The organism is Rhodococcus rhodochrous (assembly GCF_900187265.1).
GTDB lineage: Bacteria > Actinomycetota > Actinomycetes > Mycobacteriales > Mycobacteriaceae > Rhodococcus > Rhodococcus rhodochrous.
The window spans coordinates 1,910,802-1,925,421 of the sequence record NZ_LT906450.1 but is presented as its reverse complement, the minus strand read 5'-3'; the positions used below and the strand labels follow the sequence as shown (position 1 = coordinate 1,925,421).

The following is a 14,620-nucleotide window of genomic DNA, read 5'->3' as shown; positions in this document are numbered from 1 at the left end:
CGGCGCAGCGCCCGCCGCGGGGTCGCACATCGTACCGATGAACCGGGCAATCCGCCCGACGGACAGGCCGTTCGGACCGTGTGTTTCTCATCCCACCTTGGAGGCGGGCTAACACATGCTAAGGGCCACGCCCTATAGTTTTCGTCGTAAAACCCTTGTTACAGAATCCTCACAGAGTCAGGTAGGTGGGCGTGTCGACATCGGACCGCATCGAAGAGATCTACGAGCAGGTCAAGGCCCGCAACGCAGGTGAGCCCGAATTCCACCAGGCTGCGGCCGAAGTGTTCGAGTCTCTGCATGTCGTGCTCGAGCGGCACCCCGGATACTTCGAATCCGGCCTGATCGAGCGCCTGTGCGAGCCGGAGCGGCAGATCATCTTCCGCGTGCCGTGGATCGATGATCAGGGCAACGTCCACGTCAACCGTGGCTTCCGCGTGCAGTACAACAGCGTTCTCGGCCCCTACAAGGGCGGCCTGCGCTTCCACCCGAGCGTCAACCTCGGCATCGTCAAGTTCCTCGGCTTCGAGCAGATCTTCAAGAACGCGCTCACCGGCCTGCCCATCGGCGGCGGCAAGGGCGGCTCGGACTTCGACCCCAAGGGTCGCTCCGAGCAGGAGATCATGCGTTTCTGTCAGTCGTTCATGACCGAGCTGCACCGCCACATCGGTGAGTACACCGACGTCCCGGCCGGTGACATCGGCGTCGGCGGCCGCGAGATCGGCTACCTGTTCGGCCAGTACAAGCGCCTCACCAACTCCTACGAGTCCGGCGTCCTCACCGGCAAGGGCCTCACCTGGGGTGGTTCGCAGGTGCGCAAGGAGGCCACCGGTTACGGCGCGGCCTACTTCGTCAACGAGATGACCAAGACCGCCGGCACCTCGCTCGAGGGCCGCACTGCCGTCGTCTCGGGTTCGGGCAACGTCGCGATCTACGCCATCGAGAAGATCCACCAGCTCGGCGGCACCGCGATCGCGTGCTCCGACTCCTCCGGCTACATCGTCGACCGCAAGGGCCTCGACGTCGCTCTCCTCAAGGAGATCAAGGAGGTCCGCCGCGGACGCATCTCCGAGTACGTCGACGAGCGCGGCGACGCCGAGTTCTTCCCCGGCGGCAACATCTGGAACGTGGCCTGCGACGTCGCACTGCCGTGCGCCACGCAGAACGAGCTCGACGAGGAGTCGGCCAAGACCCTCGTCAACAACGGCGTGAAGATCGTCGCCGAGGGTGCCAACATGCCCACCACCCCGGGCGGCATCAGCGTCTTCCGCGACGCCGGAGTCGCCTTCGCGCCCGGTAAGGCCGCCAACGCCGGTGGCGTGGCGACCTCCGCACTGGAGATGCAGCAGAACGCCTCGCGCGACTCGTGGCACTTCGACTACACCGACGAGCGTCTCGCCGGCATCATGGCCGACATCCACGGCCGGTGCGTCGAGACCGCCGCCGAGTACGGCAAGCCGGGCGACTACGTCCACGGCGCCAACATCGCCGGCTTCGTGAAGGTCGCCGACGCCATGTTCGCACTGGGCGTCATCTGACGCTGTGTTCGCACCGGGCGTCATCTGACGACCGATTCTTCATGCGAAGTGCGGGTACCGACGAGTTCGGTACCCGCACTTCGTGTTTCGGGTGAGGAGTTGTCCGACCGGGGAGACGGGCGGTTGTTCTAGCGGACGATCTCGCGGCGGTCGTCGGGGAGCCGGCGTGTGCGGCCCGCCTTGTCGAGCCGGTCGAGCAGCGGCAGGACCACCCGCCGTGTCGTTCCCAGCCGCTCGCGCGCGGCACTGGTCGTGAAGGGCTGGTCCAATTCGCCCAGCAGCTCCACGGCCGTGTCGGCGGCGTCGGGGAGCAGGACGATGCCCGGACCCGCCCGCCACAACCGTCCGCTGCGTTCGGCCGCGCCGAGGGCCCGGTCGTCGAGGCCGAGCTCACGTAGGCGATCGGCGGTCGGGGCCGCGAACGGGGCGGCCGACAGATCGCGGCGCACCTGCTCGACGGCCTTGCGGATCTTCGGCGGTAGACCGTCGGCGCCGGGAGCGATCACCCGTCCCCCGACCACTTCGAGCGGAGGTCGCACCAGCGCCCGGACGAGGTCGGGCGTGGGAAGACGCAGCTGCGACGCCAGCACCGTCAACGGCGCCGCCGGATCCAGTGGATGGGCGCGGGCATGGGCCTGCACGAGTGTGGGCAGCCGGTCGGCGACGGCCTTCGCGAGACCGGATGCGACGAGCCACGGCCCGACCGTCAGGTGCTCTCCCCGTTCGAGTGGGATGCCCAACTGTCGCAACCGTTGCCGGTGCAGGAGTCCGCGGCGGGCGAGCTCGTCGGCCAGGCGCGGCGTCCCGTCGGCCCCCGCCAGTTGCAGCGCACGGCGTGCCGCCGCGCCGCGACGCCGGAATCGGGGTGGATCGGGGTCGAGAACGTCGGCCCGCCAGATCATCCGGTGGCCCGGGTCGCGCAGCAACGCGCGGTCGCCGATCCGCAGGGGCAGCGGGCGGTCGAGGGTGAGCCGGACGAGACCGTCTGCCAGCGGACGGCACCGGACACCGACGTCCGCGGCTCCGATGTGCAGCACCGGAGCGACGGGCGGCCGGTCGTCGCCGCTGATCCGCACGTCGACGACGGAGGTGTGGTGCCACGCGCCGGGCGTGACGAGCACACTGCCCCGTCCCAGATCGTCGACCCGCCCGGTGAGATTGAGGGCGACCCTGGCCACGCCGCTCACCGCGGTCCGGTCGCGACCGAGTGCCTGCACGCTGCGGACGCGCAGCGGTGTGTCCCCGAGCGCGAGGGTGTCCCCGACGCGCACCGTGCCTGCGGGAAGCGTTCCGGTGACGACGGTTCCGGATCCACGCACGGTGAACCGGCGGTCCACCCAGAGCCGGACGTCGGCCTGCGGATCGGGGTCCGGGAGCGAGGCGACCATCGTCGTCAGGGCGCCCCGGAGATCGTCGAGGCCCATCCCGGTGCGCCCGCTCACGGCGACGACGGGTGCCCCCGCCAGACTCGTACGGGCGACCTCCGCCGCGGCCCGCGCGGCCGCGGGTCCCGGATCGGCGAGATCGGCGCGGGTGACGGCGACGACCGCGTGACGCACGCCGAGCGCGTCGAGCGCTGCGAGGTGTTCGGCCGCCTGCGGCATCCACGGATCGTCGGCGGCCACCACGAACAGCGCGGCCGGGACCGATCCCACTCCGGAGAGCATCGTCGTCAGGAATCGCTCGTGTCCGGGGACGTCGACGAAGGCGACCTCCCCCACCTCGGGCCAGGACGTCCAGCAGTAGCCGAGCTCGATGGTCAGTCCTCGTCGCCGTTCCTCGGCGAGCCGATCCGGATTCGCACCGGTGAGCGCCTCGACCAGCGTCGACTTCCCGTGATCGACGTGACCGGCGGTCGCGACGACGTACATCAGGATCCTTCGCGAGTAGCCACGCGCGTCACGGCGTCGATCAGCTCGCCGTCCTCGGCGGGGTCGACCGCGAGCAGGTCGAGCAGCAACCGGCCGCGTTCGACGCGGCCGACCACGGGGTGCTCACCGAGCCGCAACGGGAGTGCGAGATGTTCGGGCAGGGCGATCGCGACGCTCGGCAGGACGACGTCCGGGGCGCCGCCGCCCCCGACGACGCCGTCGGAGTCGACCACCTCGGGGTGGCACTCCGAGGGCAACGCCACGCAGATCGCCTGTGCGCGGGCGCGGAGATCCTCCGGGCGGGAGGCCAGCGCCGACGCCACGGGTGGCATCGGTCCCGTCAGGGTCGCTTCGAGAGCGGCCAGGGTGAGCTTGTCGACGCGCAGCGCCCGCGCGAACGGGTCGCGCCGCAGGCGTTCCACGAGTTCGGCCCGCCCGAGCAGCAGGCCGGCCTGCGGACCGCCGAGGAGCTTGTCGCCCGAGGCGGTCACCAGGTCGGCGCCGGCACGCAGCGCGGTGGTGGCGTCGGGTTCGTTCGGCAGCCGCGGATGCGGGGCGAGCAGACCCGATCCGATGTCGACCACGACGGGCGGTCCGAGTCCGGTGAGTTCCCGGACCGACACCGACGACGTGAAGCCGCTGACGGTGAAGTTCGAGGGATGCACCTTGAGGACGAAGGCGGTGTCGTCGTCGACGGCCGCGGCATAGTCGCTCAGGCGCACGCGGTTGGTGGTGCCGACCTCACGCAGCGTCGCGCCCACGGATTCCAGCAGTTCCGGGATCCGGAAGCCGTCGCCGATCTCGACCAGTTCGCCCCGTGCGATCACGATCGAGCGACCACCGCGTGTGAGCACCCGGGTGACCAGGGCGAGAGCCGCGGCACCGTTGTTGACGACGTGGACGCCGCCGGCGTCGGGTACCTGTTCGGCGAGCGCCTCGAGGGCGCCGCGTCCTCGCCGTCCGCGCCGGCCGGTGGCCAGGTCGAGTTCGACGTCGGTGGCACCCGCCGCGGTGGACACCGCCTCGACCGCCGCTCGGGACAGCGGGGCGCGACCGAGATTGGTGTGCACCACCACGCCGGTCGCGTTGACGACGCGACGCAGGGTGGTCGCCTGCTGCGGCAGCGACGCGACCGCGACGTCGGCGACGGCGTCGGGCCCGATCTCGCCGTCGCGGCACCGTTGCTGGGCCGCGACGACGGTCTGCTTGACCAGTCGGGCGCCGAGCCGGTCGACGGCCTCGCGCAGGCGCGGATCGGCCAGGACCTGGTCGGTGCGGGGAACGTCCCGTCTCGGATCCGGCACGCGCTCCTCATCCCACGGTCGACGAAAACATTTGGCGGAGGCGGACGGGAATCGAACCCGCCCAGCCCAGATACTGGGCCACAACGGTTTTGAAGACCGCGACCGTCACCAGACGAGAACCACCTCCGCGCTCACCCTAACCGAAGTCGGGCCCTCGGTTACGACTCGCCCGTATGTTTGGGTTCATGACCGCACACGTCGACCTTCCCGAGGGCGCCATCCGACTCACCCAGTACGCCGCCGGCGGCGGCTGCGCATGCAAGGTTCCGCCGGGTGAACTCGAACGGGTGCTCGGCGGTCTGCAGGGTGGACGGGCCGCCGGCGAACTGTTGGTGGGTGTGGAGAACGGCGACGACGGTGCCGCGGTCCGGATCGAACCGGCGCCCGACGGGAGCGGCCGGGCCGTCATCGTGACGGCCGACTTCTTCACGCCGGTCGTCGACGACGCCTACGACTGGGGACGGATCGCCGCCACCAACGCCATGTCCGACGTCTACGCGATGGGTGGCACGCCGATCATCGCGGTCAACCTCCTGGGCTGGCCGCGCGAGCTCATCCCGTTCGAACTCGCCGCCGAGGTCATGCGCGGCGGTGCCGACGCGTGCGCCGAGGCGGGTGCCCATCTCGCCGGCGGGCACAGCATCGACGACCGCGAGCCGAAGTACGGGCTGGCGGTCACCGGTCTGGGCGATCCGGATCGCCTGCTGCGCAACGACGCTGCCACGCCCGGCCTGCCGCTCACCCTCACCAAGCCGCTCGGTCTCGGCATCCTGAACAACCGTCACAAGGCCACCGGCGAGCGTTTCGAGGAAGCGGTCGCGGTGATGACGACACTCAACCGCGAGGCGGCGCAGCTCGCGCACGAGGCCGGTGTCCGCGCCGCAACCGACGTCACCGGTTTCGGTCTGCTCGGGCACCTGATGAAGATGATGCGGGCCAGCGGCACGACCGCCGTGATCGACTCCGCGGCCGTGCCGTACGTCGCCGGGGCGCGGGAGTCGCTCGCGGAGGGATTCGTCCCCGGCGGGAGCCGGCGCAATCTCGACTGGGTACGCGACGCGGTCGACTCCGAGGTGGACGACGACGAACTGCTCCTGCTCGCCGACGCCCAGACGTCCGGCGGTCTGCTGGTCGTCGGTGAGCTGCCCGGTCATCCGGTCGTCGGCGAGGTGGTTCCCGCGGGCGAACACGCGATCCGGGTGCGCTGACCCCGTTCATCGTCGGACATGCCGACACACCTGCACCGGATTAACCGGCACGAAGCGGGGGTAGACGGTAGCTTCGGAACGAGAGCGCAGGAAAGGAGCACAGATGGCGGAGAAGGACACGTCCCTCCCCTGGCCCGTCCTGCGCCAGTTCCTCGGGAAGGATCTGCTCGGACGCGGCAAGGCCGCACGGTCCCGTCGTACCGAGGAGATCGAACCGCGCACCTCCACCGCCGATCGTGTCGCCCGCAGCGTGTGCCCCTACTGCGCTGTCGGATGCGGACAGAAGATCTTCGTCAAGGACGACAAGGTCGTCCAGATCGAGGGCGATCCCGACAGTCCGGTGAACCGCGGGCGCCTGTGTCCCAAGGGTTCGGCGAGCAAGAACCTCGTCACCAGCGAGCTACGCGAGACCCGGGTCCGCTACCGCCGGCCCTACGGCACCGAATGGGAAGACCTCGATCTCGACACGGCCATGGAGATGGTCGTCGACCGCGTGCTGAAGACCCGCCGCGAGACCTGGCAGGAATTCGACGACAAGGGCCACCGTGTCCGGCGCACGATGGGTATCGCCAGTCTCGGCGGTGCCACGCTGGACAACGAGGAGAACTACCTCATCAAGAAGCTGTTCACAGCGATGGGGGCGGTCCAGATCGAGAATCAGGCCCGCATATGACACTCCGCCACCGTCCCCGGTCTGGGGACCAGCTTCGGGCGCGGCGGTGCCACCGGCTACACAGCCGACCTGGCGAACGCTGACTGCATCATCATCCAGGGTTCCAACATGGCCGAGGCCCACCCGGTGGGCTTCCAGTGGGTCGTGGAGGCCCAGAAGCGTGGTGCCCGCGTCATCCACATCGACCCGCGCTTCACCCGTACCAGCGCGGTGGCGGACAAGCACGTCCCGATCCGGGTCGGCAGCGACATCGCCTTCCTCGGCGGCATCGTCAACTACATCCTGAGCAACGAGCTGGACTTCCGCGAGTACGTCGTCAACTACACGAACGCCGCGGTGCTCGTCAGCGACAAGTTCGAGGACACCGACGATCTCGACGGGCTCTTCTCGGGCTTCGACCCCGAGAAGCGGACCTACGATCCGACGAGCTGGCAGTACGACGTGGAGGACGAATCCGGCGACCTGCACAAGTCGCAGGCCAACGGCTCCGAAGAGCACGCCGAGCATCGGGAGACGGCCGCGGGCCTGCAGAACGAGGCGCACGGCATGCAGACGGCGAGCCACCCGAGGCGCGACGAGACGCTGCAGCACCCGCGGTGCGTCTACCAGGTGCTCAAGCGGCACTTCGCCCGCTACACCCCCGAGATGGTCGAGCAGGTGTGCGGCGTCTCGCAGGAGGACTTCCTCGACGTCTGCCGCGCGTGGACCGAGAACTCCGGCCGGGAGCGGACGACGGCGCTCGTCTACAGCGTGGGCTGGACCCAGCACAGTGTCGGTGTGCAGTACATCCGTACCGGCGCGATCCTGCAGCTGCTGCTCGGCAACATGGGCCGCCCCGGCGGAGGCATCATGGCGCTGCGCGGTCACGCCAGTATCCAGGGCTCGACCGACATCCCGACGCTGTTCAACCTGTTGCCCGGCTACCTGCCGATGCCCGACGCGAACAAGCACCACTCGTTCACGGACTGGGTCGACAGTGTCCGCAACCCCGGAAGCAAGGGTTTCTGGTCGAAGGCCGACGCCTACGCCGTGAACCTGCTCAAGGCCTACTGGGGCGACGCAGCGACCGCCGACAACGACTACTGCTTCGACTACATGCCGAAGATCACCGGCGACCACGGCACCTACCGTTCGGTGCTCGACATGATCGACGGAAAGGTCAAGGGCTACTTCCTCCTCGGGCAGAACCCGGCCGTCGGCTCCGCCCACGGGCGCGCCCAGCGGCTCGGGATGGCGAACCTCGACTGGCTCGTGGTGCGCGACCTGTTCGAGATCGAGAGCGCCAACTTCTGGAAGGACTCACCGGAGATCGAGACCGGCGAGATCGTGACCGAGGAGTGCGCCACCGAGGTGTTCCTCTTCCCGGCGGCCTCCTACGCCGAGAAGGAAGGCACCTTCACGCAGACCCAGCGGATGCTGCAGTGGCGGGAGAAGGCCGTCGAGCCGCCGGAGGACTGTCGCTCGGAACTGTGGTTCTTCTACCACCTCGGCCGCATGATGCGGGAGCGTCTGGCCGAGTCGACCGACGAGCGCGACCGTCCGCTGCTCGACCTGGCGTGGGACTACCCCGTGCACGGCGAGTACGACGAGCCGAGTGCCGACGCGGTGCTCATGGAGATCAACGGCTACGACGTCGCAACCCGCCGGCCGCTCTCGTCGTTCACCGAGATGAAGAACGACGGCTCCACCCTCGGTGGCTGCTGGATCTACACCGGGGTCTACGCCGACGGCGTCAACCAGGCCAACCGGCGCAAGTCCCGGCACGAGCAGTCGTTCGTGGCTCCCGAGTGGGGCTGGGCGTGGCCGATGAACCGCCGCATTCTCTACAACCGGGCCTCCGCCGACCCCGAGGGCCGGCCGTGGAGCGAACGCAAGGCCTACGTGTGGTGGGACGACGACGCGCAGCAGTGGACGGGTGCGGACGTTCCGGACTTCGAGAAGACGAAGCCGCCGAGCTATCGCTCCCCCGAAGGCGCCGACGGTGTCGAGGCGCTCGAGGGGATCGACCCGTTCATCATGCAGGGCGACGGCAAGGGTGCCCTCTACGTGCCGCAGGGGCTCGTCGACGGTCCGATGCCGACGCACTACGAACCGGTGGAGTCGCCCTTCCGCAACCCGCTCTACGCGCAGCAGGCCAACCCGACGCGCAAGGAGTACCGCCGCGACGACAACCCGATGAATCCGGCGCCGCCGGAGGACCACATCGACGTGTTCCCCTTCGTGTTCACGACGAGCCGTCTCACCGAGCACCACACCGCCGGCGGCATGAGCCGCTATCTCGAACATCTCGCCGAACTGCAACCGGAGATGTTCGTGGAGGTCTCCCCCGCCCTGGCGGCCGAACGCGGACTCGAGCACATGGGTTGGTGCCACGTCGTCACCGCCCGCTCCGCGATCGAGGGCCGGGTGCTGGTGACCGAGCGGTTGCGCCCGCTGAAGGTGGAGGGACGGACCGTCCACCAGGTGTGGATGCCCTATCACTGGGGCAGCGGCGGCATGGTGACCGGCGACTCGACCAACGATCTGTTCGGAATCACGTTGGACCCCAACGTGCTCATCCAGGAGACCAAGGTCGGTACGTGCGACGTCCGGGCCGGACGCCGACCGTCCGGAGCGGCACTGCGGGAGTACGTCGAGGGATATGCGCGGCGGGCCGGGGTAACCGATCACGTGTACCCACCCATCGTGACGGTCCCGGACGGCGATACGGCCTCGGACGACCCACGTGCCCCGGAGGCTTCGGACGACCGACATCCCCCGGAGGAGGACGAGTGACCGGCCCCAACAGCTTCTTCGGACCGATCGACCCGGCACCCGATGCCGGGTACGAGGATCCGCCGGCTCGCAAGGGCTTCTTCACCGACACCAGCGTGTGCATCGGATGCAAGGCCTGCGAGGTGGCCTGCAAGGAGTGGAACGACGTCCCCGAGAACCTCTTCGCGATGCTCGGCACCTCGTACGACAACAGTCATTCGCTCAACGCCAACCAGTGGCGGCACGTCGCCTTCATCGAGCGCCCCGCGGAGTCGAAACCCCCGGTCTCGCTGGGGATGCCGACCGTCGGCGCGACCCCGACGGAACTTCCGGAGGAGGAGAAGCCGGACTTCCGCTGGTTGATGTCCTCGGACGTGTGCAAGCACTGCACCCACGCGGCGTGCCTCGACGTGTGCCCGACCGGGTCGCTGTTCCGCAGCGAGTTCGGCACGGTGGTCGTGCAGGACGACATCTGCAACGGCTGCGGATACTGCGTGGCCGCGTGCCCGTACGGCGTCATCGACCGCCGCAAGGGTCCGGAGGGCGACCCGAAGGTCGGTATCGCCCAGAAGTGCACGCTCTGCTACGACCGGCTCACCGACGGCCAGACCCCGTCCTGCGCGCAGGCGTGCCCCACGGAGTCGATCCAGTACGGCGACGTCGAGGAACTGCGCGCCCGCGCCGAGGAACGACTGGCAGCCCTGCACGAGCGCGGCGTGAGCGAGGCACGGCTCTACGGCAACGATCCCGAGGACGGGGTCGGCGGGACCGGCGCCTTCTTCCTGCTCCTCGACGAACCGGAGGTCTACGGCTTGCCGCCGGATCCGGTGGTGACGACCAAGGATCTGCCGGAGATGTGGACCCGCGCCGCCGTGGCAGCGGTCGCGATGCTGGCGGGCGCCGCCGCGTCGTTCCTGAGGAGGCGCTGATGACACAGGTGCAGCACGGCGGCAGCCCGGGCAACTCCCGCCGGTCCGGAGGTGGTCGCGGCGGCGACCGGGTGATGGTGCCGGAGGCCGACTTCGAATCCTATTACGGGCGCCAGATCGTGAAACCGGCTCCGTGGGAACACGACATCGCGATCTATCTGTTCACCGGTGGCGTGGCCGCGGGCAGTTCGCTGCTCGCTGCGGGTGCCGATCTCACGGGGCGGCCCGCCCTCCGTCGCGTCGCCCGATTCGGCTCGCTCACATCGCTGCTCGTCAGTGTCGGTGCGCTGGTCCACGATCTCGGCAAACCGAGCCGATTCCTCAACATGCTGCGGGTCGCCAAACCGACCTCCCCGATGTCGGTCGGTACGTGGATCCTGTCGCTGCACGGTCCGTTCGCGGGCCTCGCTGCGGTCGCGGAGATTGCCGAGATGCTCCCCGCCCGATGGAAGCGCGGACCGGTGCGCCTGCTGCTCGCCCTCGGACGGCCCGCCGGGATCGTGGGTGCGCTGACGGCACCGCCGGTCGCCGCCTACACCGGGGTCCTGTTGTCCGACACCGCAACTCCGGCATGGCACTCCGCCTACAAGGAGATTCCCTTCGTGTTCTGCGGGTCCGCGGCCGCCGCATCGGGAGGTCTCGGACTGTTGGGCGCACCGGTCGCCGAGGCCGGGCCGGCGCGCGCCTTCGCCGTCGGCGGCGCGCTCGTCGAACTCGCGACCGAGCAGCAGATGGAGAAGTCGATGGGCCTGTCGGCCGAGACGCTCCACCAGGGCCGCCCCGGGCGACTGATGAAGGCCAGTAAGGCATTGACGGTGGCCGGCGCGCTCGGCGCACTCGTCGGTCGCCGCAATCGGGTGGTGTCGGCAGTGTCCGGTGCCGCACTCATGGTCGGTTCGCTGTGTACGCGAGTCGGAGTCTACGAGGCCGGCATCGCGTCGGCGAAGGATCCCAAGTACACCGTCGTTCCCCAGCGTGAACGAGTCGATCGCGGGGAACCCGTTCGTTACCGCAGCTGAGATCCGGCTCGCGGGCAGGACGAAGGAGAACGCATGGACTCCGGCAAGCCCACGCGCGAACCACACGGCGACGCCCCGACGGCACAGCCTCCGGGCAGCTTCCGCTGGCTCCTCGTCGCCGGGGGTCTGTTGCTGCAGTTCTCGATCGGCGCGGTCTATGCGTGGTCGGTCTTCGGCGGAGCCCTCGAGAGCGCCGACTCCTGGCAACTGAGCACGGTCCGGGCCTCACTGCCGTTCACCGTCACCATCGGCATGATCTTCATCGGCACCTATCTCGGTGGCCGACTGCAGGACCTGAAAGGTCCCCGGGTCGTCGCGTTGATCGGCGGCATCATCTACGCGCTCGGCATCCTCCTCGCCTCGTTCACCGACGGAGCCGACGACTACTGGCTGCTCATCCTCGGATACGGCATCATCAGTGGCTTCGGGCTGGGCTTCGCGTACATCGTCCCGATCGCCATGCTGCAGAAGTGGTTCCCCGACAAGACCGGTCTCATCACCGGACTCGCCGTGGGCGGTTTCGGGTTCGGCGCCGTGCTCACCTCGCCGGTCGCGCAGTGGCTCATCGACCGGAATCCGGACGACCCCACGAGCGCCTTCCTGCCCTTGGGTATCGCCTACCTCGTGATGTCGCTGGCCGGTGCGGCACTCTTCCGCAACCCGCCCGAGGGGTACACCGTGCCGGGTTTCGACCCCGTCGGCCGCAACGGCGGCGGAGCGGACCGCGGCAAGGAGTACACCCAGGGCGAGGCCCTCCGCACGCCCCAGTGGTATCTCCTGACCGCCATCCTCACCCTGTGCGTGACCGCCGGCATCTCCCTGATCTCGCAGGCGAAGCCGAGTGCGTCCGACATCGCCGGTTTCAGCGCCTCCGGCGCGGCGGCACTCGTGGGCGTGCTCGCGATCTTCAACGGCGCCGGCCGGATCGTGTGGGCGGCGATCTCCGACCGTATCGGCCGGATGAAGACCTTCACCGCACTGCTCGTGCTGCAGGGCGTGTGCCTGATCGTGCTGCCGCATGCCACCGGCGTGGTGTTGTTCTCGATCCTGGCCGCGATCATCTACCTCTGCTACGGCGGCGCATTCGGCACCATGCCCGCCACCGCCGGCGACTTCTTCGGGGTCCGCAACGCCGGCGCCATCTACGGCCTGATGCTCATCGGGTGGAGCATCGGCGGCATCATCGGCCCGATCATCGCGTCCACGCTCCTCGGCGACGACAAGGCCTACACCCTCGCCTACACCACCATCGGCATCATCGCGCTGGTGTCCGTCGCGCTCACGGTGATCACGAAGGTGCCCGCGGCACGCCGGGAATCGGTCCCGGCCCGGTCCTGAGCCGGAGCGTCGTCCCGCACGGTCACGCTCCGGGCGCCCCGTGGGCATGCAACCACGAGACGACCTGCGTGCGGGAGTGCACGCCGAGTTTGTCGAGGATCCGTTCGACGTGACCGTCGACGGTCCGGCGTGAGATCACGAGCCGGTCGGCGATCGCGCGATTGCTCAGGCCTCCGGCGACGAGTCCCGCGATCTCCTGTTCCCTCTTCGTCAGCGGGGAGGTCCGGGAGGCGGGCTCGTCCGCACCGCGGTGCCGACGGTCGGAGGCCTGAGCACGCGAGACGTGCCTTCCCGAGGACTCCCTCGGCTCCAGTGCGCTGTCCACGAGATCGACGATGCTCATGCCGGACTGCGGGTGAGGAGAGCCGACGGTGTCCGTCTCCCCCACCCTTTCCCGGAGACGACGCTCCTCTGCGATCGAGTCCTGCTCGATGTGCGGCCCGAATGCTGCGATCGTCGTACCGAGACGTTGCCACACCGTCCGTGCAGCCCCGAACAGGCTTGTTGCCTTCTCCGTATCGCCTTCGGCGCCCGCCGACCAGGCCAGCAGTTCGAGCGACAGCGCCGTGCAGATCTTGTCCTCGAAATCGCGCTGGACGACGAGCGCGCCGTTCGCCGCTCCGACCGCAGAGTCGAGGCGTCCGAGATGGAAATGCGCGAGTCCCGAAACCCACAGCGCGTAGGCCTTGTTCCACCGCTCACCGTGCTGGTCCGCCATCTCGACGACACGAGCGCACGTCTCCAGCGCGTCGTCGAGTCGTCCGTCGTAGGTCTGCGCCATGGCCAGCTGGAACAGGCAGGTCAGGTGGGCGGCGTGGTCGCCGTGCGCACGATGGACCCGGGCCGCACGGAGGTAGAGGTCGATCGCCTCGGCCGTCGCCCCGCAGAACAGTGCGTGCAGGGCACTCCAGTGATCGCAGTGGGCCCGCAACCGTACGTCGTCGCATTCGTCTGCGATCGAACGACACTCGTCGAGGTGGACCGCCGCCCCGTCGCGGTCTCCCTGGATGAGGGCCGTCCACGCGGTCACCCACAGCACGTTCCCGCGCTCGCTGTTCGAGCGCGGAAGTCGCTGCAGGAGTCGTTCGAGCCGGGCCCGTCCGGTGGACAGGTAGCCGCCCGCGATCCAGTGATAGCGCAGCGCGACGGCGAGCGCCGCCCCCGAGGCGAGTTCGTCGTCGTCCCGGATCGGCCGGTCGAGCGCTGCCATGAAATCCGCATGGTCGGCGCGCATGGAGGACAGGAGGGCGGATTGCTTCGGCCCGTACCAACTCTCGGCGCAGCGACGGGCGCGGTCGAGATAGTGCTCGCAATGCCGCCGGTACAACTGCTCGCGCTCCCCGCGGGCGTCGAGCAGTTCGTGACCGTACTCGCGCACGGTCACCAGTTGCGAGTACCTCAACACGGCAGACGAACGATCGACTCCCACAAGTGATTTCGCGATCAACCTGTCGAGCAGGTCGATGACCTGCTCGCTCGGGAGATCGTCGTCGGCGCAGACGGTCTCCGCGGCTTCGAGGTCGAAACTGCCGGTGAACACCGACAATCGCGCCCACAGCGTCCGCTCGGCATCGGAGCACAGTTCGTAGCTCCAGTCGATCAGCGCACGCAACGTCTGCTGCCGCGGCACCGCCACGCGACTGCCTCCGGTGAGCAGCGCGAAACGACGATCGAGTCGGTCGACGAGTTGCGCCGGAGACAACGAACGCAGCCGGGTGGCCGCGAGTTCGAGAGCGAGCGGCACGCCGTCGAGCGCGATGCACAGTTGCGCAACGGCATCGGCATTGCCGTCGGTCACCTCGAAGCCCGGGACCACCTGCCGGGCCCGTTCCACGAGAAGACCCACCGCTTCGAACCGCCCGAGATCGGCCGCCCGGTTCCCCGTCGATCCGTCCGGTGTCGTCAGCGGGGGAAGCACGTACTCCGCCTCCCCCCGCCACCGCGAGCGGCTCACGACTGGTCGCGAGGATCCGCACCTCTGGCGCGCCA

The 14,620-nt window shown here is 69.1% G+C and carries 9 protein-coding genes and 1 tRNA gene; 6 read left to right on the top strand and 4 right to left on the bottom strand.

The window, feature by feature from the left end; genetic code table 11:
* Window positions 1–191 precede the first annotated feature (191 nt).
* Complete coding sequence (gene gdhA / locus CKW34_RS08770) at window positions 192–1,535, top strand: NADP-specific glutamate dehydrogenase (protein ID WP_059383991.1); 1,344 nt, start codon at window positions 192–194, stop codon at window positions 1,533–1,535.
* A gap of 128 nt (window positions 1,536–1,663) precedes the next feature.
* Here the strand turns inward: gdhA and selB are convergent, their stop codons facing one another.
* From selB to CKW34_RS08755, 3 genes are all read right to left on the bottom strand, one after another.
* Complete coding sequence (selB, locus tag CKW34_RS08765; protein ID WP_059383929.1) at window positions 1,664–3,406, bottom strand: selenocysteine-specific translation elongation factor; 1,743 nt, start codon at window positions 3,404–3,406, stop codon at window positions 1,664–1,666.
* Window positions 3,406–4,710: an L-seryl-tRNA(Sec) selenium transferase gene (gene selA / locus CKW34_RS08760; protein ID WP_059383930.1), complete on the bottom strand. Its 1,305-nt coding sequence runs from the start codon at window positions 4,708–4,710 to the stop codon at window positions 3,406–3,408. The genes selB and selA overlap by 1 nt, the downstream gene beginning before the upstream one ends.
* A gap of 32 nt (window positions 4,711–4,742) precedes the next feature.
* Window positions 4,743–4,837: transfer RNA gene (locus CKW34_RS08755), tRNA-Sec, on the bottom strand.
* Between the two features lie 58 nt (window positions 4,838–4,895).
* On the opposite strand from CKW34_RS08755, the gene selD reads away from it, so the two are divergent.
* From selD to CKW34_RS08725, 5 genes are all read left to right on the top strand, one after another.
* Window positions 4,896–5,918 carry a selenide, water dikinase SelD gene (selD, locus tag CKW34_RS08750; protein WP_059383931.1) on the top strand — a complete coding sequence of 341 codons (1,023 nt, stop codon included), beginning with the start codon at window positions 4,896–4,898 and terminating at the stop codon, window positions 5,916–5,918.
* Window positions 5,919–6,021: 103 nt separating this feature from the next.
* A complete protein-coding gene (gene fdh / locus CKW34_RS08740; protein ID WP_226949799.1) occupies window positions 6,022–9,366 on the top strand; it encodes a formate dehydrogenase in 3,345 nt (1,114 codons plus the stop codon).
* Window positions 9,363–10,274 carry a 4Fe-4S dicluster domain-containing protein gene (locus CKW34_RS08735; RefSeq protein WP_059383933.1) on the top strand — a complete coding sequence of 304 codons (912 nt, stop codon included), beginning with the start codon at window positions 9,363–9,365 and terminating at the stop codon, window positions 10,272–10,274. Before fdh ends, CKW34_RS08735 begins: the two co-directional genes overlap by 4 nt.
* Window positions 10,274–11,293: an NrfD/PsrC family molybdoenzyme membrane anchor subunit gene (gene nrfD, locus CKW34_RS08730; protein ID WP_059383934.1), complete on the top strand. Its 1,020-nt coding sequence runs from the start codon at window positions 10,274–10,276 to the stop codon at window positions 11,291–11,293. The genes CKW34_RS08735 and nrfD overlap by 1 nt, the downstream gene beginning before the upstream one ends.
* Window positions 11,294–11,326: 33 nt before the next feature.
* Window positions 11,327–12,631: an L-lactate MFS transporter gene (locus CKW34_RS08725; protein ID WP_059383935.1), complete on the top strand. Its 1,305-nt coding sequence runs from the start codon at window positions 11,327–11,329 to the stop codon at window positions 12,629–12,631.
* 22 nt (window positions 12,632–12,653) lie between these two features.
* Here CKW34_RS08725 and CKW34_RS08720 read toward each other — a convergent pair whose 3' ends face one another.
* Window positions 12,654–14,585, bottom strand: a complete 1,932-nt coding sequence (locus tag CKW34_RS08720) for an ATP-binding protein (RefSeq protein ID WP_306303680.1) — start codon at window positions 14,583–14,585, stop codon at window positions 12,654–12,656.
* Window positions 14,586–14,620 lie beyond the last annotated feature (35 nt).

Coding starts and splice junctions, on each gene's coding strand:
- selD (WP_059383931.1), top strand. CDS start 4,896: ATGACCGCACACGTCGACCTTCCCGAGGGCGCCATCCGACTCACCCAG.
- selB (WP_059383929.1), bottom strand. CDS start 3,406: ATGTACGTCGTCGCGACCGCCGGTCACGTCGATCACGGGAAGTCGACG.
- CKW34_RS08725 (WP_059383935.1), top strand. CDS start 11,327: ATGGACTCCGGCAAGCCCACGCGCGAACCACACGGCGACGCCCCGACG.
- nrfD (WP_059383934.1), top strand. CDS start 10,274: ATGACACAGGTGCAGCACGGCGGCAGCCCGGGCAACTCCCGCCGGTCC.